This window comes from Aerococcus agrisoli, from assembly GCF_003797145.1.
GTDB lineage: Bacteria > Bacillota > Bacilli > Lactobacillales > Aerococcaceae > Aerococcus > Aerococcus agrisoli.
The window spans coordinates 20450-45461 of sequence record NZ_RKMG01000007.1 but is presented as its reverse complement, the minus strand read 5'-3'; the positions used below and the strand labels follow the sequence as shown (position 1 = coordinate 45461).

The following is a 25012-nucleotide window of genomic DNA, read 5'->3' as shown; positions in this document are numbered from 1 at the left end:
TATTATGTTAAAAATTTACAATACGCTAACCAATCAGAAAGAAGTATTTACACCATTAGTACCAGGCAAGATTTCAATGTATGTGTGTGGTCCAACGGTATATAACTACATTCATATTGGGAATGCCCGGTCTACGGTCGCTTTTGATACAGTACGCCGCTACTTTGAATACCGTGGTTTTGATGTAAACTACGTATCCAACTTTACAGATGTGGATGACAAGATTATTAAACGTGCCAATGAAGAGGGCTTAACTCCGGAACAAATCGCGGATAAATATATTGAAGCTTTCTATGAAGATACAGATGCTTTACACGTGAAACGTGCGACGAAAAACCCACGTGTCATGGAAAATATGGATGATATCATCACCTTTGTGGAAGATCTAATCGAAAAAGAGTATGCCTATGAAGTAGAGGGTGACGTGTACTACAGAACACGTAAATTCAAAAATTACGGTCAATTATCTGATCAAAATATCGATGATTTACGTGCAGGTGCTTCTGAACGTGTGGAAGCTGATAGCCAAACCAAAAAAGAAGATAGCGTTGACTTTGCTTTATGGAAAGCGGCGAAACCAGGTGAAATTTCTTGGTCATCTCCTTGGGGTGAAGGTCGTCCAGGCTGGCACATTGAATGTTCTGTAATGTCTACTAAATTTTTAGGTGACACTTTAGATATTCATGGTGGTGGCCATGACTTAACTTTCCCTCATCATGAGAATGAAATCGCACAATCAGAGGCACATACAGGTCATACTTTCGCCAACTACTGGATGCATAACGGATTTGTGACCATGGGTGATGACGATGAAAAAATGTCTAAATCACTAGGAAACTTTGTGTTAGCGCATGATTTGATGAAACAAGTAGACCCACAAGTGGTTCGTTTCTTCTTAGCATCTGCCCACTACCGTTCACCATTACGTTTCAACGAAGAAAACATTCAAGATGCTATCAACAATTTAAACAACTTGAAGACAGCGTATGCGAACTTGAACTACCGTTTTGAAGACGCTAAAGATAGTCTTGCCGATGATGCAGATCATTTACAAGCGATTGAAGATATCAAAGCTGCCTTCAGTGAAGCCATGGATGATGATATCAATACACCAAATGGTTTGACGGAAGTCTATCGTTTAATGCGTGAAATCAATATCTACACAAATGAAGCTGAAGTATCTAAAGTAGTGTTACAAGCAATGAAAGAAAGCTTTGTCGACCTATTAGCCATCTTTGGGGTGGCATTATCAGACGAGAAAGAATTACTAGCGGATGATATTCAAGCCTTAATCGATGAACGTAACCAAGCGCGTGCGGACAAGAACTTTGCCCGTGCGGATGAAATTCGTGACCAATTGAAAGACCAAGGCATTATCTTAGATGATACAGCCCAAGGTACACGTTGGAAACGAGAAGAAGCCTAATGTGTCATCAACCAATTAAACAAATGAACAAAGAAAAGAGTCGTCTATATGTCAGAAAATAAGTCCTTATCTAGTAATCAAATCAATCAATTAAGTGGTCTTACCCTAGCCTATCTTGGGGATGCTTCTTGGGAGGTCGTTGTCCGCAGCTACCTTGTCAACCAAGGGCTTACCAAACCCAAAGACTTGCACAAGGCAGCAACCAGCTTTGTGTCAGCTAAGGGGCAAGCAGCCTTAATTACTTTGATGGAAAATACACCAGGTTTCCTGACTGAAGACGAAATCACCGTGTTTAAACGTGGCCGTAATGCCAAAAGTCATTCAAGCGCTAAAAATGCCGATATCCATACATACCGGATTGCGACAGGCTTTGAAGCCTTGATGGGCTACGTTTATTTGACGGATAAGGAACGTTTTGACACGATTACCCAATTCTGTATCGACAACATTGACCAAGCGCAAGGAAACGAGGAAGCAACACATGGCACGAAATAATCAAGGATTCCAAGAGAATCGCAGGAAACGTCAACCCCGCAAATCAGCACCGGAATTAACAGCTGAGGACCTAGCTGAATTAGATGGTCAAGCGCCTGATTTCATCTACGGTTTCCATGCCGTAATGGAAGTTTTGGAGAGCGACCACGACGTCAACAAGGTCTTCTTACAAACTGGTTTAAATGAAAAAAATGCCCAAGCGATTTTAAAAGCAGCCAACAAACGAAATATTCTAGTATCCAATGTACCAAAGGAAAAACTAGATACCTTATCTGATGGCGGTAACCACCAAGGTGTGGTCATCGCAGTTGCGGCTTATAAATATGCTGAATTAGATGATATCTTCGCCAAGGCTGAAGAAGCACAGGAAGATCCAATCATCATGATTCTTGATGGGATTGAAGATCCACATAACTTGGGTTCAATTTTACGAACTGCAGATGCAGCTGGTGTTCACGGTGTCATCATTCAAAACCGTCGCGCGGTTGGTTTGACACAAGTTGTAGCCAAAACGTCAACGGGTGCCATTGAACATGTGCCTGTTGTGCGTGTAACGAATATTTCAAACACTATTGAAACATTAAAAGAACGCGGTGTTTGGGTCTTTGGTACCGACATGAAAGGTCAATCAATGTGGCAAATGGACGCAACCTTACCAATTGCTGTTGTCATTGGTAACGAAGGAAAAGGCGTGTCACCAGGGGTTAAAAAGCATCTTGATGGTATGATAACGATTCCTATGCGTGGGCACGTGCAAAGTTTAAATGCCAGCGTGGCGGCCGGCTTATTGATGTATCAAATTTATCAAAATCGAATGACAAACAAGGGATAATATTTTTTTCATAAGAGAAGGGAGGGAACGATATGGCATTAAAGAAAGAACGTTTAATTGTGGATGGCTATAATATGATTGGTTCCTGGCCAGCATTAGTAAAACTAAAGAATCGTGACGAAATTGAAGAGGCGCGGGATAGTTTGCTGGAGCAGTTGTCTAATTATGTAGGCTATCACGGGATTGAGACGTGGGTCGTTTTTGATGCGATGTTCGTTCCTGGTATTTCCAAATCTTATGATCAATTTAACCTACATGTCGTGTTTACGAGTGAGGGTCAAACTGCCGATTCTTATATCGAGGAAATGATTGCTGATCTTGTGAGCCCGATTCATAATGTCACGGTAGCGACTAGTGACCTGGCTGAACAACGAATGGTATTCCAAAAAGGCGCTTTGAGACAATCGGCGCAAGAGTTATATCGCGCCATTCAAAAGACTAATATTGAGATCACACATGGTAGCAATGATTATGAATATAATAAATATCAACGATCCATACCATGGTCAGTCCATCAGTTAGACAAGTTAGGGAACTTTTATAAGAATTTGACGGATAAAAAAGACGAATAATAGTATATTTTGTGCATGTTATTTTTGGATTGAGCCTGGAGGGTCTATGGGAGGACGTTCTGTGGCAAAGGAAATGTACCAAAGAGATCAGACACGGGTATTGGGTTTAGTCGCTGAGGGTAAAAAAGCCCTCACGGAAGAAATTTTCGAAGCTTTGTATGAGGAAGTTAAGCCAGTTTTGTACGCCAATAGATGGCGTGTTCCTAAAAATATCTTGGAGAATGATGATTATTATCAAGAAGCCAGGATGTGTTTGATGCAGGCGGTTGACGGTTACAAACTGGATAGTAAAGCTTTGTTTACTACGTATTTTTCAAATGTGTTTAAAAATCGTTTGCTGGATATTCGCCGGATGCATATGACGGATAAGCGGATAGCTAATTACAAAATTGATCGAAAGATGCAATTGTTTCAGACTGAAAGTGATGATAACAGTCTTGAAAACTTCCTACAAACGAATGAGTTTCCACCAGATCATGCTTTTTTATTCAAAGAGAGTATTACGCGTTATGAGGACAGTTTGTCTGAAATGGAACGCAAGGCCTTTGAATATTTCAAAGCTGGTTTATCTTATACAGAGATGTCAGAGCTTGCTGGTTTGTCTAAAAAACAACTGCAGTCGCTGATTTCGAAGTGTAAGCAGAAGTATAAGAAGATTTTGTCAGACTTATTTGATTAGAATTTGGAGCTGGTGTCTTTGACGCCAGTTTCTTTTTTTCGCCAAAAATATGTTATAATGTAAAGTGATGAACGAAAAAAATTGACATTGACCGTCAGAGTGCGTACCATGTACAATGAATTTGAAACAAGGAGATCAACAATATGCCAGTAAAAAAAGTATCACTTGCATGTTCTGTATGTGGTTCTCGTAATTACACAACAAATAGTAATGCAAGCAACCGTACAGAGCGTTTAGAAGTGAAGAAATTCTGTAAACACTGTAACCAACACACGATTCATAAAGAAACAAAATAGGCAAAGACAAGGGTGGGCGTTTAAATGCAATTCATTAAAGATGTATGGCACGAAATGAGACTTACAACATGGCCAACTGGTGGCGAATTAATGCGCTACACGGGTATTGTTCTTTCTACTATTATCCTAGTTGCGATTTTCCTAGGTATTGTAGATAGTATTGCGCAATGGGCCTTTGCGTGGTTTATTAACCTATAATTGAAAGTTCCTATAGCCGTTACGCGAGTAGTGTGCTATAATGAGCACGAATAAATCGAACGAAAAACCTTTCATCTTAGGGAAGGTTTTTTAATTTGCGTAAAAATAAGAAGTGAAAGATAAAGGAGCATAACGATGGCAGAAGAAATCGAACAAGCAAAACAATGGTATGTGCTACATACTTACTCTGGATATGAAAATAAAGTAAAACAAAACCTTGAAATGCGTATTACATCAATGGATATGGAAGAATACATTTTCCGTGTAATCGTGCCTGAAGAAGAGCATGTAGAAATCACTAAAACTGGTAAAGAAAAGATTGTTAAAATCAAAAACTTCCCTGGTTACGTATTAGTAGAAATGATCATGTCTGATGAAGCATGGTTCGTTGTCCGTAATACACCAGGTGTTACTGGTTTCTTAGGTTCTCACGGTCAAGGTTCAAAACCAACACCTTTATTGCCTGATGAAGTTCGAAATATCTTATCAAGCTTAGGTGACGGCGGCTACAACCGTAACATGAAATTCGAATTAGATGAAGTTGTTAAAGTTATCGACGGTGCCTTTGATGGTATGGAAGGTCGCGTTCAAGAAATCGATGCAGAACACGGCAAATTGAAGTTAACAGTTGAAATGTTCGGTCGTGAAACATTAGCAGAAGTAGACTACAACCAAGTAGATAAATTCTAAAATAGGGGCTTGCCTAAGCAAGCGTCGTTTATATAAAGAAAGGGTTGATGCCATGGCATCAACCCTTTCTTTTTCTGTATATACGTTTATTTTGTTTCATAGTTTTTCTCAAGTTCGCGTAGTTTGTCGCGGGATTCTTGGGGTAGGCCTTTGCCGTAGTCCATCATGCGGACGATGTCTTTGAAGGCTGCGTGTGGAATAGCCAGGTCATCGATATCTTTGTTGAGTAGGGATAGGTCGATGGCATCGGCTTGGCCGGCCTCTAATTTGTTGACGAAGTCGGGTTCGGTGATGAATGGTGAGGACATACCCACCATGTCGGCGTATTGAATGGCTTCAAGGGCTTTTTCAGGTGAGTTGATACCACCAGTTGCCATCATGAGTGCGCGTCCATTCAAGTGGTCGTGGACAATCTTATTGACGGGTTGCCCATAGTTTTCGCCCGCGCTACGAACGGTGTGTTTGTAGATATTTTGACCCCAAGAGGCAATGGCTACGTAGTCGAGACGGGCGGTTTCAAGGATCCAGTCTAGCCATTGATTGAATTCTTCAACCGTGTAACCGACGTCTTGACCACGGGTTTCTTCGGGCGTGCCGCGGAGGCCAAGGATGAATCCTTCAGGCGCTTCTTCGTCAATGACGCGTTGTACTTCTTTGAAGACTTCTAGTCCAAAGCGTGCGCGGTTTTCTAGGCTTTGGCTGCCGTATTCGTCATCGCGTTGGTTGGAGACCTGCAAAATTTACGGTGATTTCTTCGGCAAAGCCGAGATTGAAGATGTTGAAACAGTCTTGGTTGGTGTTGCCTTGAAAAAACAAGCCTTGTTGGAGGCTTTGAACAGTATCGATTTGGCGCCTTACTTTGGGCCAGTAGTAGCGGAAGACTTAGTGGCTATTTTAGTGAAGTAATATGAATTTGTAGTAGGTGGGTTGATGCGGTGGCATCAGCCTTTTTTATTTGAGAGGACATTAGTCTGTCGTATACGGGTTCGTTGTTTTTACAGAATGAGATTTCATTGTGTAATTTTTCGAAGATTTGTACAGAATCAGCGGCCATTCTGTAAGCCTATTTGAACTTGTACAGAATGGATTTTTATTCTGTAGGAATTTTGAGACTTGTCCTGAATGAGATTTTATTCTGTAAATTTTCGCAAATTTATCCAGAACCAGCGGCCATTCTGTAATCGCCATGAATAGGTACTGGGCAAAATGACTTTACTTCCAATACAACAAAAAAGCCCGAAACACGAGGTTTCGAGCTTTTTACATAAACATAAGTAAAATGACTAGTCGTTTAAGTTTACGATGTCAGCATCTTCGGTATAGATTACGCGTTCACATAAGTTAGTTGCGTAGTCAGCGATACGTTCGATGTCATGTAAGATTGCATTAATTGCTGAACCAGATGGGATTGCTTCTGGATTGCTTTGCATGATAGCTAATGTTTGGTCTACAAGTTCTTTAAAGGCTGCATCAACTTCGTCGTCCATGGCAGCAATTTCTTTGGCACGTTCTACATTATGTTGGCTGAAAGCATCAATTGCTTGGCCAATCATATTCTTAGCGATTTCACCAATTGCAAATACATCTTCCATAATAGGGTCGAATGGCGCTAAACTGTCAACACGTTTCACACCTTTTGCAATTGACGTTGCATGGTCAGCAACGCGTTCTAAATCAGAACTTGAAGCAAAAACAGATAGAATCATTCGTAAGTCGGTACCAATTGGCTGTTGACGGGCAATGATTCGCATAACATAACGTTCGATATCCTTTTCAAGGCTATTAATTTCATGATCACTATCAATAACAGTTTGTGCTGCTGTGTGGTCAATCGTTTTTAGTGCTTGGAAAGAGTTTTCAATCATCGCTGCAGTCGCAAAGCCGAGCTTAGCGTGCATACCCTCCAAAGTCTTTAGTTGGTCATCGTAGATTTTTCTTACTGGACGTTCCATCTTCATCACTCCTTTACAGTGTACTTTATTTGTCCTAAGAATGCATTATAGCACATGATGTATTTTTTGTCATTTACAAAACCTTAACAAAACAATGATGGAAACCTTTACAAAAATGACACAATAATGGCAAAATTTTTCTTTAAATTTTTTTGGTAAAAATACTTGCAATTACATAAAAGGTATGGTTAAATAGGATACTGTGTGTAGACACATGTAGTGGGAGGAGAAATTTCATCTCCATTAAACCACAACGCGAAAAACAAGGAGGAATGTTTCGTGGCTAAAAAAGTACAACAAATCGTAAAATTACAAATTGAAGCTGGTAAAGCAAGTCCAGCTCCTCCAGTAGGTCCTGCATTAGGGCAAGCTGGTGTGAACATCATGGGATTCACTAAAGAATTCAATGCGCGTACACAAGATCAAATGGGTATGGTTATTCCCGTTGTCATCACTGTATTCGAAGACCGTTCATTTACATTCGTAACTAAAACACCTCCAGCTGCTAACTTATTAATGAAAGCTGCTGGCGTTTCTAAAGGTTCTGGTGAACCTAACAAAACTAAAGTTGCAACAGTTACACGCGATCAAGTTCGTGAAATTGCAGAAACAAAAATGGAAGACTTGAACGCTGCAGACGTAGAAGCTGCTATGCGTATGGTTGAAGGTACTGCACGTTCAATGGGCTTTGTAGTAGAAGGCTAATTGTCAGACTGTAATACATAATACCCATGCGCCGCAAATCATCTTGATTTGTGAGTGGGAGGATTATCCGCTAAAACCACATAGGAGGAATAGAAATAATGGCGAAAAAAACTAAAAATCAACAAGCTGCATTAGCTAAAGTTGATAAAAAACAAAAATACGCTTTAACAGAAGCAATTGAATTATTAAAAGAAGTAGACTACGCTAAATTTGATGGATCAGTAGAAGTGGCTTACCGTTTAGGTATCGACACTAAGAAAAATGACCAACAAATCCGTGGTGCTATGGTATTACCTAACGGTACTGGTAAAGACCAAACTGTATTGGTATTTGCTAAAGGTGAAAAAGCTCAAGAAGCTAAAGACGCTGGTGCTGACTTTGTTGGTGACGACGAATACATCGAAAAAATCTCTAAAGGTTGGTTCGAATTTGACGTAATCGTTGCAACTCCAGACATGATGGGTCAAATCGGTCGTTTAGGTCGTGTATTAGGTCCTAAAGGCTTAATGCCAAACCCTAAAACTGGTACTGTAACTATGGATGTTACAAAAGCAGTTAATGATATCAAAGCTGGTCAAGTAGCTTACCGTGCTGATAACGGTGGTAACTTACACTTACCAGTTGGTAAAGTATCATTCACTACTGAAGCATTAGCAGAAAACATCAAAGCTGTTAACGAAATGGTTTTACGTGTTAAACCTGCTGCTGCTAAAGGTACTTACATCAAGAACTTATCAGTAACATCTACAATGGGTCCTGGTATCCAAATCGATCCACAGTCAATCTAAAAAAACACTTGACCGACTCATACTATTTTGGTAGTATGAGTGAGGTTATTTATATAGCTTACCGAAGACAGTTGGTGGCCTTGCCTTAATTTTGCCAACCGAGGGAGAGACGTTGTTCGTTACTAGATGACGGACTTTAATCCTCTATGTCTTCAGTGACATAGAGTTTTTTTATTATAAAAAAACTCTTAGAAAATCAGTGGAGGTGAAATATAAGTGAGTGAACAAGCAATTGCAAGAAAACAACAAGAAGTAAATGAAGTCGTTGAAAAAATGAACGCAGCTAATTCTATCGTTGTCGTTGACTACTTAGGTTTATCAGTAGCACAAGTTACTGAATTACGTAAACAATTACGTGAAGCAGGTGTAGAATTCAAAGTTATCAAAAATACGATCATGCGTCGTGCTTTAGATACATTAGAATTAAACTACCACGAAGAAGTTTTCCAAGGCCCTACAGCTGTAGCGTTTGGTATGGAAGACGCTGTTGCCCCAGCTAAGATTCTTTCAGATTTTGCTAAAACAGCAGATGCGTTAGAACTTAAAGGTGGTGTCATTGAAGGTAAAGTACTTTCAAAAGACGAAATCAAGAAAATTGCACAATTGCCAAACCGCGAAGGTCTACTTTCAATGCTATTATCAGTATTGCAAGCTCCTGTCCGCAACGTGGCATACGCTGTCAAAGCTATTGCAGATGCAAAAGGCGAAGACGCTGCATAATTTATTACCAATTTAATCTAACAAAACAAATCATTTAAAAATGGAGGAATAATATAATGGCTTTAAATATTGAACAAATCATTGCTGATTTAAAAGAATCAACAATTTTAGAATTAGCTGACTTAGTATCAGCGATTGAAGAAGAATTCGGTGTATCTGCTGCTGCTCCTGTAGCTGCTGCTGGTGCTGGTGCTGGTGAAGCTGCTGAAGAAAAAACTGAATTTGACGTTGAGTTAACTTCAGCTGGTTCAGCTAAAATCAAAGTTATCAAAGCTGTACGTGAAGCTACTGGCTTAGGCTTGAAAGAAGCTAAAGCATTAGTAGATGGCGCTCCTGCAGTAGTTAAAGAAGCTCTACCTGTTGAAGAAGCAGAAGCTTTGAAAGCTGCTATCGAAGAAGCTGGCGGTACTGCAGAATTAAAATAATCTTTATTGATTATCTTAAATCTCAAATGAAGGGGGCTCGGTTATCCGAGCTCTTTTTTTGTTTTCACAGGTTATTTGCCCGTCAAATATGACTTGTGAGAATGGCCCAACACCTTTAAAATAAGAAGGAAAGTGTTACATGTGCCGAACTTGTAGGATATTTTTGTGAAAAAGGTGCACATGACGAAAGAACGGAGGCTATTCATGAAAGAAAGTCATCAATATTTTGAAAACAACGAAGACCTAGGACATGATATTCAATCATACGAAACGGTCATCTTTGATCAGAAATTTAAATTTACAACAGATTCTGGTGTATTTTCACGCGGTAACTTAGACTTTGGTACACGTGTTATGCTAGAAGCTTTGGATTTAGACAGCCTACCCGAAGGTGATATCCTAGATCTAGGTGCCGGCTATGGTCCGGTAGGTGTGATTATGGGGACAGTTTTACCTGATCGACACATTTATGGTGTGGATATCTCTGAACGTGCGATTGGCTTAGCTAAACAAAATGCATCTAATAATCATGTGGATAACGTGACATTCGCGGTGTCTGATGTGTATGCAGATGTGGATAAAAAAGATTTTGCCGTGATTTTGACGAATCCACCAGTGCGTGCTGGGAAAGAAACGGTCCATCATTTTATGAGTGAAGCCATTCATTACCTAAAACCAGGTGGAGAAATCTATGTCGTATTACAGAAAAAACAAGGGGCGCCCTCTGCAATGAAGAAACTTGAAGAAGTCTTCGGTAATGTGGAAGAAATTGAGCGTCGTAAAGGTTATTGGATTTTACGTAGTGTGAAAAACTAGTATTTATCCACAATATGAATAAACATTTTGAACCAAGCAATGTCATGTTGCTTGGTTTTTTGTGTTTGGGAGAAGTTGTGGATAGTTTTCAGCAGAATTTTTAGCAAGTAAAAGGCATCTGCTCAGCTGGGTTTCGCTTTTTTGGTAACAGCCTTAAACGTCTAAACCTATCACTGGATAAATGCAAATGATATCCGAAAAATTGCTAAATTTTTTGTACCGGTCATTGCATTAGTGACGAAATTATAAGCTTTTGACATGGATTTCCTCTAAAAGATAGTAATAAAAGTACAAATATTGTATTTATATGTAAAACTTTTCATTACCGGTTTATCCTCTTCTATATCAGTAATGATAGCGGTTAACGATTGACGAAAAATGTGTACATGCTCAAAACTTATATAGCATAAGGCTTTTGAAGTTTTTTTGGAATTTCCAGTTTTCGCTTTCGTGGATGTACGACAATGTTTTTCTTAGGCGGTAATCTTGTGCGAAGGCGGATGGATTTGTTAAATTTACTGCAAGCAAAGATAGCAAATATTTTTATATCAAAATCGCGTTGATGAGTAGAGTAATTATGCGTGCAATCCACAGAAAGTCTGAGTTGATGAGAACAGACGCTTGCCGGTAATGAAAATGAGCTTGGAGCATCTAGATAGTGAAAGCTGTGTAGACGGGTGGGGTCGTTATCCCTTTCAGTATTTACTGGATGAGAAATTGTCTGCGAAGGCAATTTGAATAAGGGTGGAACCGCGATGATACCAATCGCCCCTTCTTAATAGACGAGTATGTTTATTAAGGAGGGGTTTTTCTTTTTCACAAGGACAAACAGACACGATTTTGTAAAAATGACAACAAGTAGAGATTAGGAAAGAGGGATAGATATGACGAAAGTGACATTAATTGCAGGCGCCAATTCGCTAACTTCACGATTAAACGGTTTAGTAGAGTATACCCAACAAGTGTTGATGGACCATCAGATCCAAACACAGGTCATTCAAGTGCACATGTTACCAGCGGAATCATTATTGACGGCGGATGTATCAGATCAGCGTCTTCAAGCGGTCACTGACCAGGTGCTAAGTTCAGATGGCGTCATCGTCTTTACGCCAATCTATCAGGGTAGCTTCTCTGGGATTTTAAAAACCTATCTCGACTTGTTGCCACAAAAGGCTTTAGCGGATAAGGTTGTCTATGCCTTAGGTTTAGGCGGATCCAAACATCACTTGTTGGCTTTGCAGTATGCGTTGGAACCAGTGTTAAAAGAGTTAGGGACTGAAGAATTGTTGCAATCGACTTTTGCAACGCAAGACCAAGTTATTAAAAATGGCAGCAGTTTTATTGTTGAAGACAGTGTGAAACAACGGATTGATGCTCAAATTGCACAATTATCACGTCGTTTAGGACATGTAGAAATCAAGGAGGTAGCAAGATGGGAAAAGATCGTTTAAGAATTGCGACAAAAGAGGATGCACCGGCTTACTTACAATTAATTCAAGAGGCTTTCCAAGAGGTGAAGGATTATGGGATTGATTGGCCATCAACCAATGCAACCCTAGAATCGGTAACGGAAAATATTGAAACTGGCATTGCTTTAGTATTAGAGCGGGACGGACGTTTGATTTCAACCATTACCATTCGCCAACCATGGGAGAGCGAAACACCAATTTCTAATTATCCCTTCTTGTGGTGGTTTGCGACTGCTAACGACTACCGCGGTCAAGGTGTAGGATTGAAATTCCTAGAGCAAGTTGAGCAAGAGTTTTTGGTGAATACACTGAAAGCACCAGGCTATGTGCTAGGCACATCGGGCAAGAAACATCCTTGGTTGTTGGACATGTATCTACGCAATGGTTTCCAAGTATTAGCCACCCGTGAAAATGATGATGATTTAACGGTTTCCTTGTTCAAGGTCTTGATACCAGAACGATTTGATGACAATATCCTACGCGTTGAGCAAGCCGAATTTCAGTATCAAGATTAAGTCAGTGTGATTGAAGTGTTCAATCACGATTATACCTTTGAGGAGGGAAAGCCATGTCAGAATTTTTTAAATGGGAATATGTGATTTCATTTTTCCCCAAAATATTAGGCGCTTTACCAGTGACCTTAGCTATTGTTGCGGTAGCCACCGCGATTGGGATGGCGCTGGGTTTGGTCTTAGCGCTGGTCCGTATTGAAAAAGTGCCGGTCTTGTCACAGATTAGTCAGGTCTTTGTTTCTTTTGTGAGAGGGACCCCAATTTTAGTGCAATTATTCCTTGTGTATTATGGGTTACCCATTATTTTTACCGCATTAGCCAATATCGAAAATATTGATTTTGTCTATATTACCTATGGTTTAAACACAGCAGCCTTCTTTTCGGAAATCTTCCGGTCTGCGATTTCAAGTGTACCGGCCGATCAAAAAGAAGCGGCAGCCTCTATTGGCTTAAGTAAGGGGCAAACGTATCGCCGCATTATTTTGCCACAGGCAGTGCGTATTGCGATTCCGGCAACGGGGACAATGATTGTGGCCTTGTTACAAGATACATCTTTAGCTTTTTCTTTAGGGGTTATCGATGTCATCGGCAAGGTGAAAACCTTGGCTGCATTAACCTATCGTTCGCTAGAAGGTTACTTTATCGCCGCAATTATATTTATTGTGTTGAGTATCGTCTTAGAAAGAGTCTTCGCTTGGTTGTCCAAACGTTTCCAATTTCAATCTAAGGCACAAGCAAAACAAAAACCGCTTGTCGAGGCAGCGGCGTTACAAGTTGAGGATGATCAATATTTCAGAGGCTATACGCTGAAAGAAGGCAAAGGGGAGACTTACTAATGAAGAAGACGTTATGGTTTACAAAATTTGGTGTATTGAGTTTGGCAGCAGTTACAGTTTTAACAGCTTGCGGAACGGCTGAAGCAACAGAGGAAACGGCAACTACAGATAATCCGGATGCAGAAACAATTGTTGTGGGGACAGGAAATGCCTACCAACCTTTCGTTTACTTAGATGAAAACAATGAATTGCAAGGCTATGATATCGAAGTGTTAAAAGCAGTCGATGAAAAATTAGATCAATATACTTTTGAGTATGAAGCGACCGATTTTAAAAATGTCCTGACGTCATTGTCAGCGGATAAGGTTGATTTGGCGGCCCATCAATATGAATATAACGACGAACGTGCTGCCAAATACCTATATGGTGAAGTCGGCTATACAGACTACACTTTGTTTATTGTGACAAGTGGTGGTAAAGAAAATTTTGCTACTTTAGACGATTTACAAGGGAAAAAAGTCTATGCACCTCAAGGGAGTAACGTAGCCTACCTACTAGAACAATACAATACGGCACACACAGATGAGGCCCAACAAATCGAAATAATCTATGGTGAAGGTTCGGGTGAAATCTTCGTGTCAGGCCTAGAAAATGGGACTTATGATGCTGGGTTAATCACCAAATATGACCAAGACAAATACAACAAACAATTTGATGCGGGAATAGTGCTTTCAACAGAACCGATTAATGTTTCCAAAACGTTCTTCTTGTATAACAAAGGTGATGATGAATTGAAAGAAGCCGTTGACGGTGCCTTACAAGAATTGATTGACGAGGGTACCTTGTCTGAAATTTCGACTGAAGTACTAGGCAACGATTATACCAAGTAAGCAAGGCACATAAGCCTAAGGAGTGGGGGAAAAGGAATGAAAAAATTATTGAAGAGCGGTTTTGTGAAGTTTGGTTTATTGAGTTTAGCGGCGACTGCTGTTTTAGCAGCTTGTGGCAGTGCTGAAGCAACCGAAGAAGCGGCAGCAACGACTAATCCGGATGCGGAAACGGTCATTGTTGGGACAGGAAATGCCTACCAACCTTTCGTTTATCTAGATAAAAATGAAGACTTACAAGGTTATGACATTGAAGTTTTAAAAGCAGTGGATGAAAAACTGGACCAATATAACTTTGAATATGAATCAATGGACTTTAAAAATGTATTGACTTCATTATCGGCTGGTAAAGTACGATTGGCAGCCCACAACTTTGCCTACAACGATGAACGTGGGGCGAAATATTTATACGGTGAAGAAGCCTATAATACCTATGCCCACCACATTGTGGTAGACGAGTCGACTGGCCAAGTCTACCAAAGTTTAGATGACCTACAAGGTAAAAAAGTATTCGCTGCGCCGGCGAGTGAAGTGGCCTACATTTTAGAAACCTATAATGCCGAAAATAACGATGCAATCGAGATTGTCTATTCTGAAGCCAGTGGCGAATTATTGGTGCAAGGCCTACAAAATGGGACAGCCGATGCTGCTATCTTAACGAAATTTGATACGAACAAATACAACGAACAATTTAATGTAAACTTGCAGGCGTCAGATGAAGCCTTGAAAACAGCCGGTATCTTCTACATCTTCAACAAAGGGGATGAAGAATTACAAACAGCTGTCGATGGTGCCATCAAGGAATTGCGTGACGAAGGTACCTTATCAGACCTGTCCATTGAATTCCTAGGAGATGACTATACCAAATAAGAAAGTAGGTACGTGATATGCAAATTGATGTTTCAGCTATTGTTGATGCCTTTACGGCGGCGGTGCCCTATATTCCCGTGACCCTAAGATTAGCCTTCATTCCTTTATTTATTGGGATTGTCCTGGGCTTTATCATCGCGCTAATTCGGTTTTACCGCGTGCCCGTGCTGGCAAATTTCCTTTCAGGTGTCATTACGGTTGGGAAAGGGATACCTGTCGTGTTGACCTTGATGGTGGCCTACCTTTTATTTTCAGATTTGTTTGATAAAGTGGCTACTAGCTTGAACTTGGACATTCGTTTTAGCAACTTCAATCGTGAATATATTGGGATTTTCGTCCTAAGCATTACGGCAACCATCAGTTTGTCGGAAATTTTCCGCGGAGCCCTAACGTCCATTCCCAAAGACCAATGGGATGCAGCAGCTTCAATCGGTTTGACGCAATTCCAAACCATTCGCCGCGTGGTTTTCCCGCAATTGTTACCAATCGCCTTACCGATGATTTGTAATCAACTGATTGTCTTAATCAAAGCATCGTCGCTAGTATCATTGGTATCCGTGGTGGACGTACTAAATGGCGCCTTAATCACGGCAACAACAAGCTATACTTTCCTAGAATCATACATTGCCGCAGCCATTATTTATTGGGGCTTATCCATCGTGATTGAGCAAGCTTCAGCCCTATTTGAACGCAACCATACCAGAAAATTTGTGAAGGGGAGTATCGTATGATCCAAGTAGAAAATATCCACAAAAAATTTGATCAAAATGAAATCCTAAAAGGCATCGACTTAACGATTGAACAGGGCGAAGTGGTGGTCATTATTGGCCCAAGTGGTTCAGGGAAAACGACCTTCCTCCGCTGCCTAAACTTTTTAGAACGCGCCGACCAAGGGACCTTACGTATTGGCGACAAAGAAGTCGATTTTGAAAAAGTCAGCAAGAAAGAAATTTTAGACATCCGCAAGAAAACTGCCATGGTCTTCCAGCAATACGCCCTATTTTCAAATCGTACCGCCTTGGAAAACGTCATCGAAGGTTTGGTTATTGCCCGTAAAGTACCTAAGAAACTTGCAGTGGAAAAAGGACGCGACCTTTTAGCCAAAGTCGGCCTCGAAGGCAAAGAAGACCACTATCCACATGAGTTGTCTGGGGGTCAACAACAACGGGTGGGCATTGCGCGAGCACTAGCCTTGAACCCGGAAGTAATCCTATTCGATGAACCAACTTCAGCCTTAGACCCTGAATTGGTAGGAGAAACATTGGGTGTCATCAAACAAGTTGCTAACGAAGGGTCAACACTAGTCATTGTGACCCATGAAATGCAATTCGCTTATGAAGTAGCTGATCGCGTCATTTTTATGGAAAACGGGGTCATCGTCGAACAAGGGACACCTGAAGAAGTCTTCGACAATACTCAAGAAGAAAGAACAAAAAACTTCTTAAAACGTACGGCCGTATATCATTAAAAATTGCATATTGTAGTCAAGAGAAGCTGGGATGTTATGTCCTAGTTTTTTTATGGTGTCTAATCTAGTTGCTTTTTCTAATGAGAAATTCTAGTCAAGAGGTGTGAATATGCCAAAATAGACCGCCGTCTTAATAGCTCCGTATATCATCAGCAAACACAATAAACTTACAAAATATAGTACAATCCTTGTATTTCACAAAGTTTGTGAAATAAAGCCCTTCCATTTTGACTCTCATAGTCCTCAGCTGACCTGTTATTTTCATTCGTTTTCATGAAAATGGCGGTAAATCAACCTTTTTGAACCATGTTCATTTGAATCATATATCTTTTATGTGTTAGGGTTAAATGGTGATTATTTTCGAGTTTTGAACAAAGTTTGAACATAGGAGGAGGAAGAAGATGACTACAGCAGTTAAAATTGAGAATCTAACCAAAATTTATGGTTCTCGTAGTGCCACAGACAAGGCCAAAAAAATGCTAGAAGCAGGTAAGACAAAAGAAGAAATTGTGAAACAAACAGGGGCAACCGTGGGTGTCCACAATGCCAATATTGAAATCAACCAAGGTGAAACATTCGTCATCATGGGGCTATCTGGTTCAGGGAAATCGACTATGCTACGCATGATCAACCGTTTAATCGAACCGACAGCCGGTAAAATTAGCATCTTTGGCGAACCCGTAACTGGTACAAGCAAAGACAAGTTACGTCAAATTCGTCGAGAGAAAGTCAGCATGGTTTTCCAAAACTTCGCCTTATTCCCACATAAAACCATTCTTGAGAACACAGAATTTGGTTTGGAAATTCAAGGTGTTGGCAAAGCGGAACGTCAAAAGGCAGCCGAAAAAGCCTTAGAAAACTCTGGTCTATTAACCTTTAAAGACCAATATCCTAACCAATTATCAGGTGGGATGCAACAACGTGTTGGTTTGGCACGTGCCTTAGCCAACGATCCAGAAATTCTATTAATGGACGAAGCTTTCTCAGCGCTTGACCCATTGATTCGTCGCGACATGCAAGACGAATTGGTCGAATTACAAGAGAAACTAAATAAAACCATCGTCTTTATTACCCATGACTTGGATGAAGCCTTACGTATTGGTGACCGCATCGCCTTGATGAAAGACGGTGAAGTTGTACAAGTGGGTACTGGTGAAGAAATTCTAACCAACCCAGCCAACGACTACGTCGAACGCTTTATCGAAAACGTTGACCGTTCCAAAGTCTTAACCGCAGAACATGCGATGGAAAAACCAAAATTCTTATTGAACGTTGAACGCCAAGGTGCACGTATGGCCTTACGCCGTATGGAAGAGGAAGATTATACTTTCTTGATGGTTATCAACAACAAACGCGAATTACTTGGTTATGTCCGTGGTACCGATGTGGCCGCTTATGTGAAAAAGAACCGCAACCAAGAACAATTATCAGTGGCTTCATTAATTCGTACCGACCAACCAGTCGTAGCGCCTGACACATCAATTAATGAAATTTATGACGTGATGGGTAACGCCAACATGCCAATTTCTGTTGTTGACGAAGGTGGCCACTTACTTGGTATGGTCAGCTCGAAAATGGTGATTAACAGTCTTGCGACTGACACTGATGAAGACAACAATAACAATGAAGAAACAGTTAACGCGACACATACAGCAGAGGAGGAAGTAACAAATGCTTAATTTAGCCATGTTTCCAATCCCGCAATTGCCTGTAGCCGCCTGGGTTGAAAGTGCAACAAATTGGGTAACCGTCACATTTAGTGGCCTATTCGATATCATCCAAAATGGTGGGACAGCCTTTATGAACGGGATTACCAACCTATTACTATTGGTACCACCGTTTGCCATGATTCTATTCATCGCCATCGTGGCATACTTTGCCAGCAAACGCCGTTTATCACTATCAGCCTTCGCTCTAGTCGGCTTAGGTTATATCTTAAACCAAGGTTTGTGGGCCGAATTAATGAATACCGTAACCCTAGTCTTCGTATCATCAATCATCTCTATCTTGATTGGGGTACCGCTTGGGATTTGGTCAGCAAAAAACACGACTGTCCACAATATCCTAAAACCCTTGCTTGATTTCATGCAAACAATGCCAGCCTTTGTTTACTTGATTCCAGCAGTAGCCTTCTTCGGTATTGGGATCGTGCCAGGTGCCTTCGCGTCTGTTATTTTCGCCTTACCACCAACGGTACGATTTACCGAACTTGGTATCAACCAAATTTCAAAAGAATTAATCGAAGCAGCCGATGCCTTCGGGTCAACGCCACGTCAAAAACTATTTAAAGTTGAATTACCATTAGCCAAATCAACCATTATGGCCGGTATCAACCAATCCGTCATGCTAGCCCTATCAATGGTCGTGACTGCATCAATGATTGGTGCACCAGGCCTAGGTCGTCAAGTACTGACTGCCCTACAACGCGCATCAGTCGGATCAGGTTTCGTGGCCGGACTAGCGATTGTCGTTTTAGCAATCCTAATCGACCGCTTAACCAATCGATTTACCAATAAATAAACATCCAGAAAGGAGGAGCTTATGAAGAATTTAGTGAAAAATACATTACTTGTCATCGCCGCAATCGTCGGACTGCTATTTACCTTCGGGTCAGAAGGGGCTTTTGATTCCAGTCTAACCGCTGGTGGCGACGGAGAAAGTAAGGGTACCGTCAACCTGTCATACGTGACCTGGGATACAGAAATCGCATCGACTAACGTGATTGCTGTCGCTTTAGAACAAGCAGGTTATGATGTAACTTTGACACCTTTGGATAACGCCATTATGTGGTCATCTGTAGCAACAGGTGAAGCCGACGCTATGGTAGGTGCTTGGTTACCAAATACCCACAAGAGCCAATTGGAACAATACGGCGCACAAATGACTGACTTAGGACCAAACCTTGAGGGTGCGGTCACAGGGATTGTTGTGCCAACCTATATGGAAGACGTCAATTCAATTGCTGATTTAAGCGACCAAGCCAACAAAACCATTACCGGGATTGAACCTGGTGCTGGGGTTGTAGCGGCAGCTGAACAAGCTGTAGAAGATTACGATAACTTAAGTGATTGGCAAGTACAAACATCTTCATCTGGTGCCATGACCACAGCCTTAGGAACAGCCATTGCGAATGAAGAACCAATTGTCATCACAGGCTGGTCGCCACACTGGATGTTCCAAGAATATGACTTGAAATATCTAGAAGACCCTGAAGGTACATTTGGTGATGGGGAAACGATTAACACCTTTGTACGTCAAGGTTTTGCTGAAGATATGCCAGAAGCAAATCAAATTTTAGATAATTTCCACTGGGAAGTTGCAGATATGGAATCTGTTATGGCTGATGTACAAGCCGGTACAGATCCTAAAGAAGCAGCTGAAAAATGGGTGGAAGCCAACCAAGATACTGTGGATGAATGGTTAGGTAAATAAAATATATAGAAGAAAGTGATGTGAGGCTTGCGTTTAGCAGTGTCTTACATCGCTTTTTTGTCTATGTCAGAGCGGAATGCTTGAAGGATACACTTATATAACTTATACTATAAATTGTAGTGGATATTACATAAGGAAGAAGCAAGATGCCAACTAAGCTTATAGGAGGATTATCATGACTGAACACTTAATTGACCCAAGAAACATGTATACCAAGGAAAACTTTCCGGAACAAGAGGCTAAAAGCCCAGCCTTACAAAAAGAGATGACACCACTTCCTGACTGTGGTGAAACTTCTTATCAAGGTTCAGGCAAATTAAAAGGTCGCAATGCCCTTGTCACAGGTGGTGACTCTGGTATTGGTCGCGCAGCTGCCATTGCCTATGGTCGAGAAGGGGCCAATGTAGCCATTCATTATTTACCAGGTGAAGAAGCCGATGCCCAAGAAGTTGTCAGCATATTGGAAAAAGAAGGCGTCAAAGCTATCGCTATTCCGGGTGATTTCAGAAATGACGGGGAAGCGAGCAAAGTCGTTGAGGAAACGATTAAGGCTTTCGGTCAATTAGATATTCTTGTATTAAATGCTGCACAACAAATCGCACAATCATCGCTCGCAGATTTATCAATGAAGCAAGTCAACGACACGTTTAAGGTGAATGTCATCAGTATGTTTGAAACGGTCAAAGCCGCCGAGCAATATTTATTGCCAGGTAGTACGATTATTACAACTACATCAGTGCAATCATTTGATCCAAGTACAAGCTTGATGGATTATGCCGCAACCAACAGTGCCGTTTCTAGTTTGACCGTCAACCTAGCTTCATATTTTGGTAAAAAAGGTGTCCGTGTAAACGGGGTGGCACCAGGTCCAATCTGGACGCCACTACAATTAGATAATGGTCAATTACCGGGTGCACTACCTGAATTTGGCCAAAATTCTACTATGGAACGCGCTGGTCAACCAGTAGAGTTAGCCCCTGTTTATGTCTTCTTAGCAGCTAAAGAATCAAGTTATGTAACGGGACAAATCTACGGTGTTACTGGTGGTATCAACATCAATCTATAAAGTAGCTTAAGAATACAGGCTAAAAAAGCACTAGAACAAGGGTTTCTAGTGCTTTTTTCATGGAAAAAATGAAATTTTCTACTATATAATAGATTTATTTTGACAGCTGATGATTGATGCTTGACTTTTTATCTAGGGAGCGTATAATAAATACCGTATATTATTAAATGGATTGGAACGCCCGATATATTGTCCGGATGCGTTTCTTGGCGAAAACAAAAGAAAGTGACACGGAAGTCAATTATTCTTTTGTTATTTTTTTGCCTATTTTTAGGGTAAAAATGCCTTGATGAGTAATTTCTTAGTGAAATCTCATTAAATTCTTAGAATTAAACTTTCGGAGAGGTGGCTTTTAATGACTGGGCATAATGTCAATTTCGGTAAACATCGCGTTCGCCGCAGTTACTCACGTATTAATGAAGTGCTAGAATTGCCAAACTTGATTGAAATCCAAACGGACTCATACAAATGGTTCTTGGATCAAGGGATGAAAGAAATGTTCGCGGACATTTCTCCTATTGAAGATCACGCTGGTAAACTAGCCTTAGAATTTGTCGACTACACTTTTAGAGATCCTAAGTACAACTTAGCTGAAGCTCGTGCACATGATACCAACTATTCAGCACCAATTTATGTTAAATTGCGTTTGATGAATAAGGAAACAGGTGAAATCAAGGACCAAGAAGTATTCTTTGGTGATTTCCCACTAATGACCGATGGTGGTACTTTTATCATCAACGGTGCGGAACGTGTTATCGTTTCTCAATTAGTTCGTTCTCCTGGTGTTTACTTCCACGATAAAGTAGACAAAAATGGCCGCCAATCATTTGGTACAACTGTAATCCCTAACCGTGGTGCATGGTTAGAAATGGAAACAGATGCCAAAAACGTTTCATACGTTCGTATTGACCGTACGCGTAAAGTACCTATGTCAGTATTGATGCGTGCTTTAGGTTTCGCTTCTGATGATCAAATCCGCGAAATCTTTGGTGAAAGTGAAACATTAGAATTAACGTTAGAAAAAGATGTCCACAAAGACTTATCTGATTCTCGTACAGAAGAAGCTTTGAAAGAAGTTTACGAACGTCTACGTCCAGGTGAACCTAAGACTGCTGACTCTTCTCGTAACTTATTAAATGCACGTTTCTTTGATCCACGTCGTTATGACTTAGCTGCCGTTGGTCGCTACAAAGTCAACAAAAAATTGGATATCAAAAACCGTCTATTTAACCAAATCTTAGCTGAAACTTTAGTTGACCCTGAAACTGGTGAAATTCTTGCTGATAAAGGTACTGAATTAAACCGTGAAGTAATGGATAAATTAGAGTCTTACTTTGACAATGGCTTGAACGTGATTACTTTATATCCAAACGAAGATGCTGTTTTAACAGATCCAGTGGATATCCAAGTAGTTAAAATCCAAGCACCTAAAGATCCTGAACGTGTTATCAATGTAATTGGTAATGCTGCACCAGGTAAAGAAGACCGTGCCTTAACAGTAGCTGATGTTTTAGCATCTCTAAACTACTTCTTAGGCTTGTACGAAGGCGTTGGTAAAACAGATGATATCGACCATTTGGGTAACCGTCGTATTCGTTCAGTTGGTGAATTGTTACAAAACCAATTCCGTATCGGTTTATCTCGTATGGAACGTGTTGTTCGTGAACGTATGTCTATTCAAGATATTGAAAAGGTTACACCACAACAATTAATCAACATTCGTCCAGTTGTTGCGTCAATTAAAGAATTCTTCGGATCTTCTCAATTGTCTCAATTCATGGACCAAACTAACCCATTAGGTGAGTTAACACATAAACGTCGTCTATCTGCCTTAGGGCCAGGTGGTTTGACTCGTGACCGTGCCGGCTACGAAGTTCGTGACGTTCACTATTCTCACTATGGTCGTATGTGTCCAATTGAAACACCTGAAGGACCTAACATCGGGTTGATCAATAACTTGGCATCATATGCAAAAATTAATGAATTTGGTTTCATCGAAACACCTTACCGTCGTGTGGACTGGAATACCCATAAAGTAACAGACCGTATCGACTACTTAACTGCTGATGAAGAAGATAACTTTGTTATCGCTCAAGGGAACTCAATCTTAAACGAAGATGGTTCTTTCGCAGAAGAAATGGTAATGGCTCGTTACGTTGAAGAAAATATCGAAGTAAAACCTGAACGCGTTGACTACATGGACGTTTCACCTAAACAGGTAGTATCTGTTGCGACTGCATCTATTCCTTTCTTGGAAAACGATGACTCCAACCGTGCCTTGATGGGTGCCAACATGCAACGTCAAGCAGTGCCATTGTTACAACCACATGCACCATTAATTGGTACAGGTATGGAACATAAAGCTGCTGCCGACTCAGGTGCAGCTGTTGTTGCTGAACGTGGTGGGGTAGTTGAATACGTTGATGCACGTGAAATCCGTGTTCGTCGTGAAGATGGTGCTTTAGACAAGTATCCATTAATCAAATACCACCGTTCAAATGCGTCAGCTTCATACAACCAAACACCAGAAGTATCAACTGGCGAAACAGTTGAAAAAGGTGACATCCTTGCGAATGGTCCTTCAATGGAAAAAGGTGAAATGGCCTTAGGACAAAACCCATTGATTGCCTTCATGACTTGGGATGGTTACAACTATGAAGATGCGGTTATCATGTCTGAACGTTTAGTAAAAGATGACGTCTACACTTCTATTCATATCGATGAATTAGAATCTGAAGCACGTGATACAAAACTTGGACCTGAAGAAATCACACGTGAGATTCCTAACGTTGGTGAAGATTCACTACGTAACTTGGATGACCGTGGTATTATCCGTGTCGGTGCTGAAGTTAAAGATGGTGACATCTTAGTTGGTAAAGTAACGCCTAAGGGTGTAACTGAGCTTTCAGCAGAAGAACATTTATTACATGCAATCTTTGGTGAAAAAGCACGTGAAGTTCGTGATACATCATTACGCGTACCTCACGGTGGCGGCGGTATCGTTAACGACGTGAAAGTATTCTACCGTGAAAACGGCGACGAATTATCACCAGGTGTTTCTATGTTAGTACGTGTCTACATTATCCAAAAACGTAAGATCCAAGTTGGGGATAAAATGGCCGGACGTCATGGTAACAAAGGGGTAGTTTCTCGTATTTTACCAGTAGAAGATATGCCTTACATGCCAGACGGAACACCAGTTGATATCATGTTGAACCCTCTAGGGGTACCTTCTCGTATGAACATCGGACAAGTATTAGAGTTGCATTTAGGTATGGCTGCACGTGAAATGGGCATCCACATCGCAACACCAGTATTCGATGGTGCGCGTGAAGAAGACGTTTGGGAAACAATCAAAGAAGCTGGTATGGCTAGCGATGCGAAATCAGTTCTTTATGATGGTCGTACAGGTGAACCATTTGATAACCGTGTATCTGTAGGGGTTATGTACTACTTGAAACTGTCTCACATGGTTGATGACAAGTTACATGCACGTTCAACTGGACCTTACTCATTAGTTACACAACAACCATTAGGTGGTAAAGCACAATTTGGTGGACAACGTTTCGGTGAGATGGAAGTTTGGGCCTTAGAAGCTTACGGTGCTGCATACACACTACAAGAAATCTTGACTTACAAGTCAGATGACGTTGTTGGTCGTGTACAAACATACGAAGCAATCGTTAAGGGCGAACCAATTCCAAAACCAGGTGTACCTGAATCATTCCGTGTATTAGTAAAAGAATTGCAATCTTTAGGTCTAGACATTGAAGTCTTAGACATCGATAAGAAACCAATTGATTTACGTGACTTGGATGAAATTACACCTAGCTTCCCTAAAAAAGAACAAGAAACAAATGAAAATATCGTAGAAGGCTAATCAGCCTTCTCGGTTTTTCGATTTTGATGAACACAGTAAATAAACACGAAATAATACA

The 25012-nt window shown here is 40.8% G+C and carries 26 protein-coding genes, 1 pseudogene and 2 other annotated features; of the genes and pseudogenes, 25 read left to right on the top strand and 2 right to left on the bottom strand.

Annotated features, from left to right (window positions below; all coding sequences use genetic code 11):
* The first annotated feature begins 4 nt into the window (after positions 1-4).
* The 8 genes from cysS (at position 5) to nusG (ending at position 5188) form a co-directional block, all read left to right on the top strand.
* Entirely contained in the window at positions 5-1426 is a 1422-nt protein-coding gene (gene cysS / locus EF384_RS03415; protein WP_123779589.1) for a cysteine--tRNA ligase, read from the top strand.
* A 48-nt stretch (positions 1427-1474) separates the two neighbouring features.
* Positions 1475-1921 carry a Mini-ribonuclease 3 gene (locus tag EF384_RS03410; RefSeq protein WP_123779588.1) on the top strand — a complete coding sequence of 149 codons (447 nt, stop codon included), beginning with the start codon at positions 1475-1477 and terminating at the stop codon, positions 1919-1921.
* Positions 1908-2753: a 23S rRNA (guanosine(2251)-2'-O)-methyltransferase RlmB gene (gene rlmB, locus EF384_RS03405; RefSeq protein ID WP_123779587.1), complete on the top strand. Its 846-nt coding sequence runs from the start codon at positions 1908-1910 to the stop codon at positions 2751-2753. Before EF384_RS03410 ends, rlmB begins: the two co-directional genes overlap by 14 nt.
* 32 nt (positions 2754-2785) lie before the next feature.
* Positions 2786-3325: an NYN domain-containing protein gene (locus tag EF384_RS03400; RefSeq protein WP_123779586.1), complete on the top strand. Its 540-nt coding sequence runs from the start codon at positions 2786-2788 to the stop codon at positions 3323-3325.
* Between the two features lie 61 nt (positions 3326-3386).
* On the top strand, positions 3387-4004 hold the full coding sequence (locus EF384_RS03395) for a sigma-70 family RNA polymerase sigma factor (RefSeq protein WP_123779585.1): 618 nt from the start codon (positions 3387-3389) through the stop codon (positions 4002-4004).
* A gap of 143 nt (positions 4005-4147) precedes the next feature.
* Entirely contained in the window at positions 4148-4300 is a 153-nt protein-coding gene (gene rpmG, locus EF384_RS03390) for a 50S ribosomal protein L33 (RefSeq protein ID WP_094518243.1), read from the top strand.
* Positions 4301-4324: 24 nt separating this feature from the next.
* Positions 4325-4498, top strand: coding sequence for a preprotein translocase subunit SecE (secE, locus tag EF384_RS03385; RefSeq protein ID WP_123779584.1), 174 nt, complete (start codon positions 4325-4327; stop codon positions 4496-4498).
* A 135-nt stretch (positions 4499-4633) separates the two neighbouring features.
* Positions 4634-5188 carry a transcription termination/antitermination protein NusG gene (gene nusG, locus EF384_RS03380; protein WP_123779583.1) on the top strand — a complete coding sequence of 185 codons (555 nt, stop codon included), beginning with the start codon at positions 4634-4636 and terminating at the stop codon, positions 5186-5188.
* 86 nt (positions 5189-5274) lie between these two features.
* Here nusG and EF384_RS03375 read toward each other — a convergent pair whose 3' ends face one another.
* On the bottom strand, positions 5275-5925 hold the full coding sequence (locus tag EF384_RS03375; RefSeq protein ID WP_233570021.1) for an oxidoreductase: 651 nt from the start codon (positions 5923-5925) through the stop codon (positions 5275-5277).
* Between EF384_RS03375 and EF384_RS09710 the strand changes: the two genes are divergently transcribed.
* Complete coding sequence (locus tag EF384_RS09710) at positions 5912-6094, top strand: lipoate protein ligase C-terminal domain-containing protein (protein WP_158607401.1); 183 nt, start codon at positions 5912-5914, stop codon at positions 6092-6094. The genes EF384_RS03375 and EF384_RS09710 overlap by 14 nt on opposite strands.
* Before the next feature lie 377 nt (positions 6095-6471).
* On the opposite strand, the gene phoU is transcribed toward EF384_RS09710, so the two are convergent.
* Entirely contained in the window at positions 6472-7140 is a 669-nt protein-coding gene (phoU, locus tag EF384_RS03365; protein ID WP_123779581.1) for a phosphate signaling complex protein PhoU, read from the bottom strand.
* A 279-nt stretch (positions 7141-7419) separates the two neighbouring features.
* Between phoU and rplK the strand changes: the two genes are divergently transcribed.
* The 16 genes and pseudogenes from rplK (at position 7420) to rpoB (ending at position 24954) form a co-directional block, all read left to right on the top strand.
* Positions 7420-7845 carry a 50S ribosomal protein L11 gene (gene rplK, locus EF384_RS03360; RefSeq protein ID WP_094518725.1) on the top strand — a complete coding sequence of 142 codons (426 nt, stop codon included), beginning with the start codon at positions 7420-7422 and terminating at the stop codon, positions 7843-7845.
* 98 nt (positions 7846-7943) lie between these two features.
* Positions 7944-8633, top strand: a complete 690-nt coding sequence (gene rplA / locus EF384_RS03355; protein ID WP_123779580.1) for a 50S ribosomal protein L1 — start codon at positions 7944-7946, stop codon at positions 8631-8633.
* A 43-nt stretch (positions 8634-8676) separates the two neighbouring features.
* Positions 8677-8815, top strand: a sequence feature (ribosomal protein L10 leader region).
* A 34-nt stretch (positions 8816-8849) separates the two neighbouring features.
* Entirely contained in the window at positions 8850-9353 is a 504-nt protein-coding gene (rplJ, locus tag EF384_RS03350) for a 50S ribosomal protein L10 (protein ID WP_123779579.1), read from the top strand.
* 56 nt (positions 9354-9409) lie between these two features.
* The gene (rplL, locus tag EF384_RS03345; protein WP_123779578.1) at positions 9410-9778 is read left to right on the top strand and encodes a 50S ribosomal protein L7/L12; all 369 of its coding nucleotides are present in this window, start codon (positions 9410-9412) and stop codon (positions 9776-9778) included.
* A gap of 204 nt (positions 9779-9982) precedes the next feature.
* Positions 9983-10594, top strand: a complete 612-nt coding sequence (locus tag EF384_RS03340) for a class I SAM-dependent methyltransferase (protein WP_123779577.1) — start codon at positions 9983-9985, stop codon at positions 10592-10594.
* A 550-nt stretch (positions 10595-11144) separates the two neighbouring features.
* Positions 11145-11370, top strand: a binding site (T-box leader).
* A 108-nt stretch (positions 11371-11478) separates the two neighbouring features.
* A complete protein-coding gene (locus EF384_RS03335) occupies positions 11479-12045 on the top strand; it encodes an NAD(P)H-dependent oxidoreductase (RefSeq protein ID WP_123779576.1) in 567 nt (188 codons plus the stop codon).
* Positions 12027-12578, top strand: coding sequence for a GNAT family N-acetyltransferase (locus tag EF384_RS03330; RefSeq protein WP_123779575.1), 552 nt, complete (start codon positions 12027-12029; stop codon positions 12576-12578). Before EF384_RS03335 ends, EF384_RS03330 begins: the two co-directional genes overlap by 19 nt.
* Before the next feature lie 53 nt (positions 12579-12631).
* Complete coding sequence (locus EF384_RS03325; RefSeq protein WP_123779574.1) at positions 12632-13411, top strand: amino acid ABC transporter permease; 780 nt, start codon at positions 12632-12634, stop codon at positions 13409-13411.
* The gene (locus tag EF384_RS03320; protein WP_123779573.1) at positions 13411-14241 is read left to right on the top strand and encodes a transporter substrate-binding domain-containing protein; all 831 of its coding nucleotides are present in this window, start codon (positions 13411-13413) and stop codon (positions 14239-14241) included. Before EF384_RS03325 ends, EF384_RS03320 begins: the two co-directional genes overlap by 1 nt.
* 36 nt (positions 14242-14277) lie before the next feature.
* Positions 14278-15108, top strand: coding sequence for a transporter substrate-binding domain-containing protein (locus EF384_RS03315; RefSeq protein WP_123779572.1), 831 nt, complete (start codon positions 14278-14280; stop codon positions 15106-15108).
* A gap of 17 nt (positions 15109-15125) precedes the next feature.
* Positions 15126-15839 (top strand): ABC transporter permease subunit, encoded by a 714-nt coding sequence (locus EF384_RS03310; RefSeq protein ID WP_123779571.1) that lies wholly within the window; start codon positions 15126-15128, stop codon positions 15837-15839.
* Positions 15836-16576, top strand: a complete 741-nt coding sequence (locus tag EF384_RS03305; RefSeq protein ID WP_123779570.1) for an amino acid ABC transporter ATP-binding protein — start codon at positions 15836-15838, stop codon at positions 16574-16576. The genes EF384_RS03310 and EF384_RS03305 overlap by 4 nt, the downstream gene beginning before the upstream one ends.
* A 401-nt stretch (positions 16577-16977) precedes the next feature.
* Complete coding sequence (locus EF384_RS03300; RefSeq protein ID WP_123779569.1) at positions 16978-18255, top strand: quaternary amine ABC transporter ATP-binding protein; 1278 nt, start codon at positions 16978-16980, stop codon at positions 18253-18255.
* A 7-nt stretch (positions 18256-18262) separates the two neighbouring features.
* Positions 18263-20008 (top strand): annotated as a pseudogene (locus tag EF384_RS09755) (ABC transporter permease/substrate binding protein).
* 175 nt (positions 20009-20183) lie between these two features.
* Positions 20184-21074: an SDR family oxidoreductase gene (locus EF384_RS03285; protein WP_123779566.1), complete on the top strand. Its 891-nt coding sequence runs from the start codon at positions 20184-20186 to the stop codon at positions 21072-21074.
* A 355-nt stretch (positions 21075-21429) separates the two neighbouring features.
* Positions 21430-24954 (top strand): DNA-directed RNA polymerase subunit beta, encoded by a 3525-nt coding sequence (rpoB, locus tag EF384_RS03280; protein WP_123779565.1) that lies wholly within the window; start codon positions 21430-21432, stop codon positions 24952-24954.
* Positions 24955-25012 lie beyond the last annotated feature (58 nt).

Excerpts from the sequence above, each read along its gene's own strand:
- EF384_RS03330 (WP_123779575.1), top strand. The coding sequence starts at position 12,027 with ATGGGAAAAGATCGTTTAAGAATTGCGACAAAAGAGGATGCACCGGCT.
- cysS (WP_123779589.1), top strand. The coding sequence starts at position 5 with ATGTTAAAAATTTACAATACGCTAACCAATCAGAAAGAAGTATTTACA.
- nusG (WP_123779583.1), top strand. The coding sequence starts at position 4,634 with ATGGCAGAAGAAATCGAACAAGCAAAACAATGGTATGTGCTACATACT.
- EF384_RS03320 (WP_123779573.1), top strand. The coding sequence starts at position 13,411 with ATGAAGAAGACGTTATGGTTTACAAAATTTGGTGTATTGAGTTTGGCA.
- EF384_RS03410 (WP_123779588.1), top strand. The coding sequence starts at position 1,475 with ATGTCAGAAAATAAGTCCTTATCTAGTAATCAAATCAATCAATTAAGT.
- EF384_RS03325 (WP_123779574.1), top strand. The coding sequence starts at position 12,632 with ATGTCAGAATTTTTTAAATGGGAATATGTGATTTCATTTTTCCCCAAA.
- rpmG (WP_094518243.1), top strand. The coding sequence starts at position 4,148 with ATGCCAGTAAAAAAAGTATCACTTGCATGTTCTGTATGTGGTTCTCGT.
- EF384_RS03315 (WP_123779572.1), top strand. The coding sequence starts at position 14,278 with ATGAAAAAATTATTGAAGAGCGGTTTTGTGAAGTTTGGTTTATTGAGT.
- EF384_RS03285 (WP_123779566.1), top strand. The coding sequence starts at position 20,184 with ATGACTGAACACTTAATTGACCCAAGAAACATGTATACCAAGGAAAAC.
- rlmB (WP_123779587.1), top strand. The coding sequence starts at position 1,908 with ATGGCACGAAATAATCAAGGATTCCAAGAGAATCGCAGGAAACGTCAA.
- rpoB (WP_123779565.1), top strand. The coding sequence starts at position 21,430 with ATGACTGGGCATAATGTCAATTTCGGTAAACATCGCGTTCGCCGCAGT.
- phoU (WP_123779581.1), bottom strand. The coding sequence starts at position 7,140 with ATGGAACGTCCAGTAAGAAAAATCTACGATGACCAACTAAAGACTTTG.
- EF384_RS03305 (WP_123779570.1), top strand. The coding sequence starts at position 15,836 with ATGATCCAAGTAGAAAATATCCACAAAAAATTTGATCAAAATGAAATC.
- EF384_RS03335 (WP_123779576.1), top strand. The coding sequence starts at position 11,479 with ATGACGAAAGTGACATTAATTGCAGGCGCCAATTCGCTAACTTCACGA.
- rplA (WP_123779580.1), top strand. The coding sequence starts at position 7,944 with ATGGCGAAAAAAACTAAAAATCAACAAGCTGCATTAGCTAAAGTTGAT.
- EF384_RS03300 (WP_123779569.1), top strand. The coding sequence starts at position 16,978 with ATGACTACAGCAGTTAAAATTGAGAATCTAACCAAAATTTATGGTTCT.
- secE (WP_123779584.1), top strand. The coding sequence starts at position 4,325 with ATGCAATTCATTAAAGATGTATGGCACGAAATGAGACTTACAACATGG.
- EF384_RS03310 (WP_123779571.1), top strand. The coding sequence starts at position 15,126 with ATGCAAATTGATGTTTCAGCTATTGTTGATGCCTTTACGGCGGCGGTG.
- EF384_RS03400 (WP_123779586.1), top strand. The coding sequence starts at position 2,786 with ATGGCATTAAAGAAAGAACGTTTAATTGTGGATGGCTATAATATGATT.
- EF384_RS03340 (WP_123779577.1), top strand. The coding sequence starts at position 9,983 with ATGAAAGAAAGTCATCAATATTTTGAAAACAACGAAGACCTAGGACAT.
- rplL (WP_123779578.1), top strand. The coding sequence starts at position 9,410 with ATGGCTTTAAATATTGAACAAATCATTGCTGATTTAAAAGAATCAACA.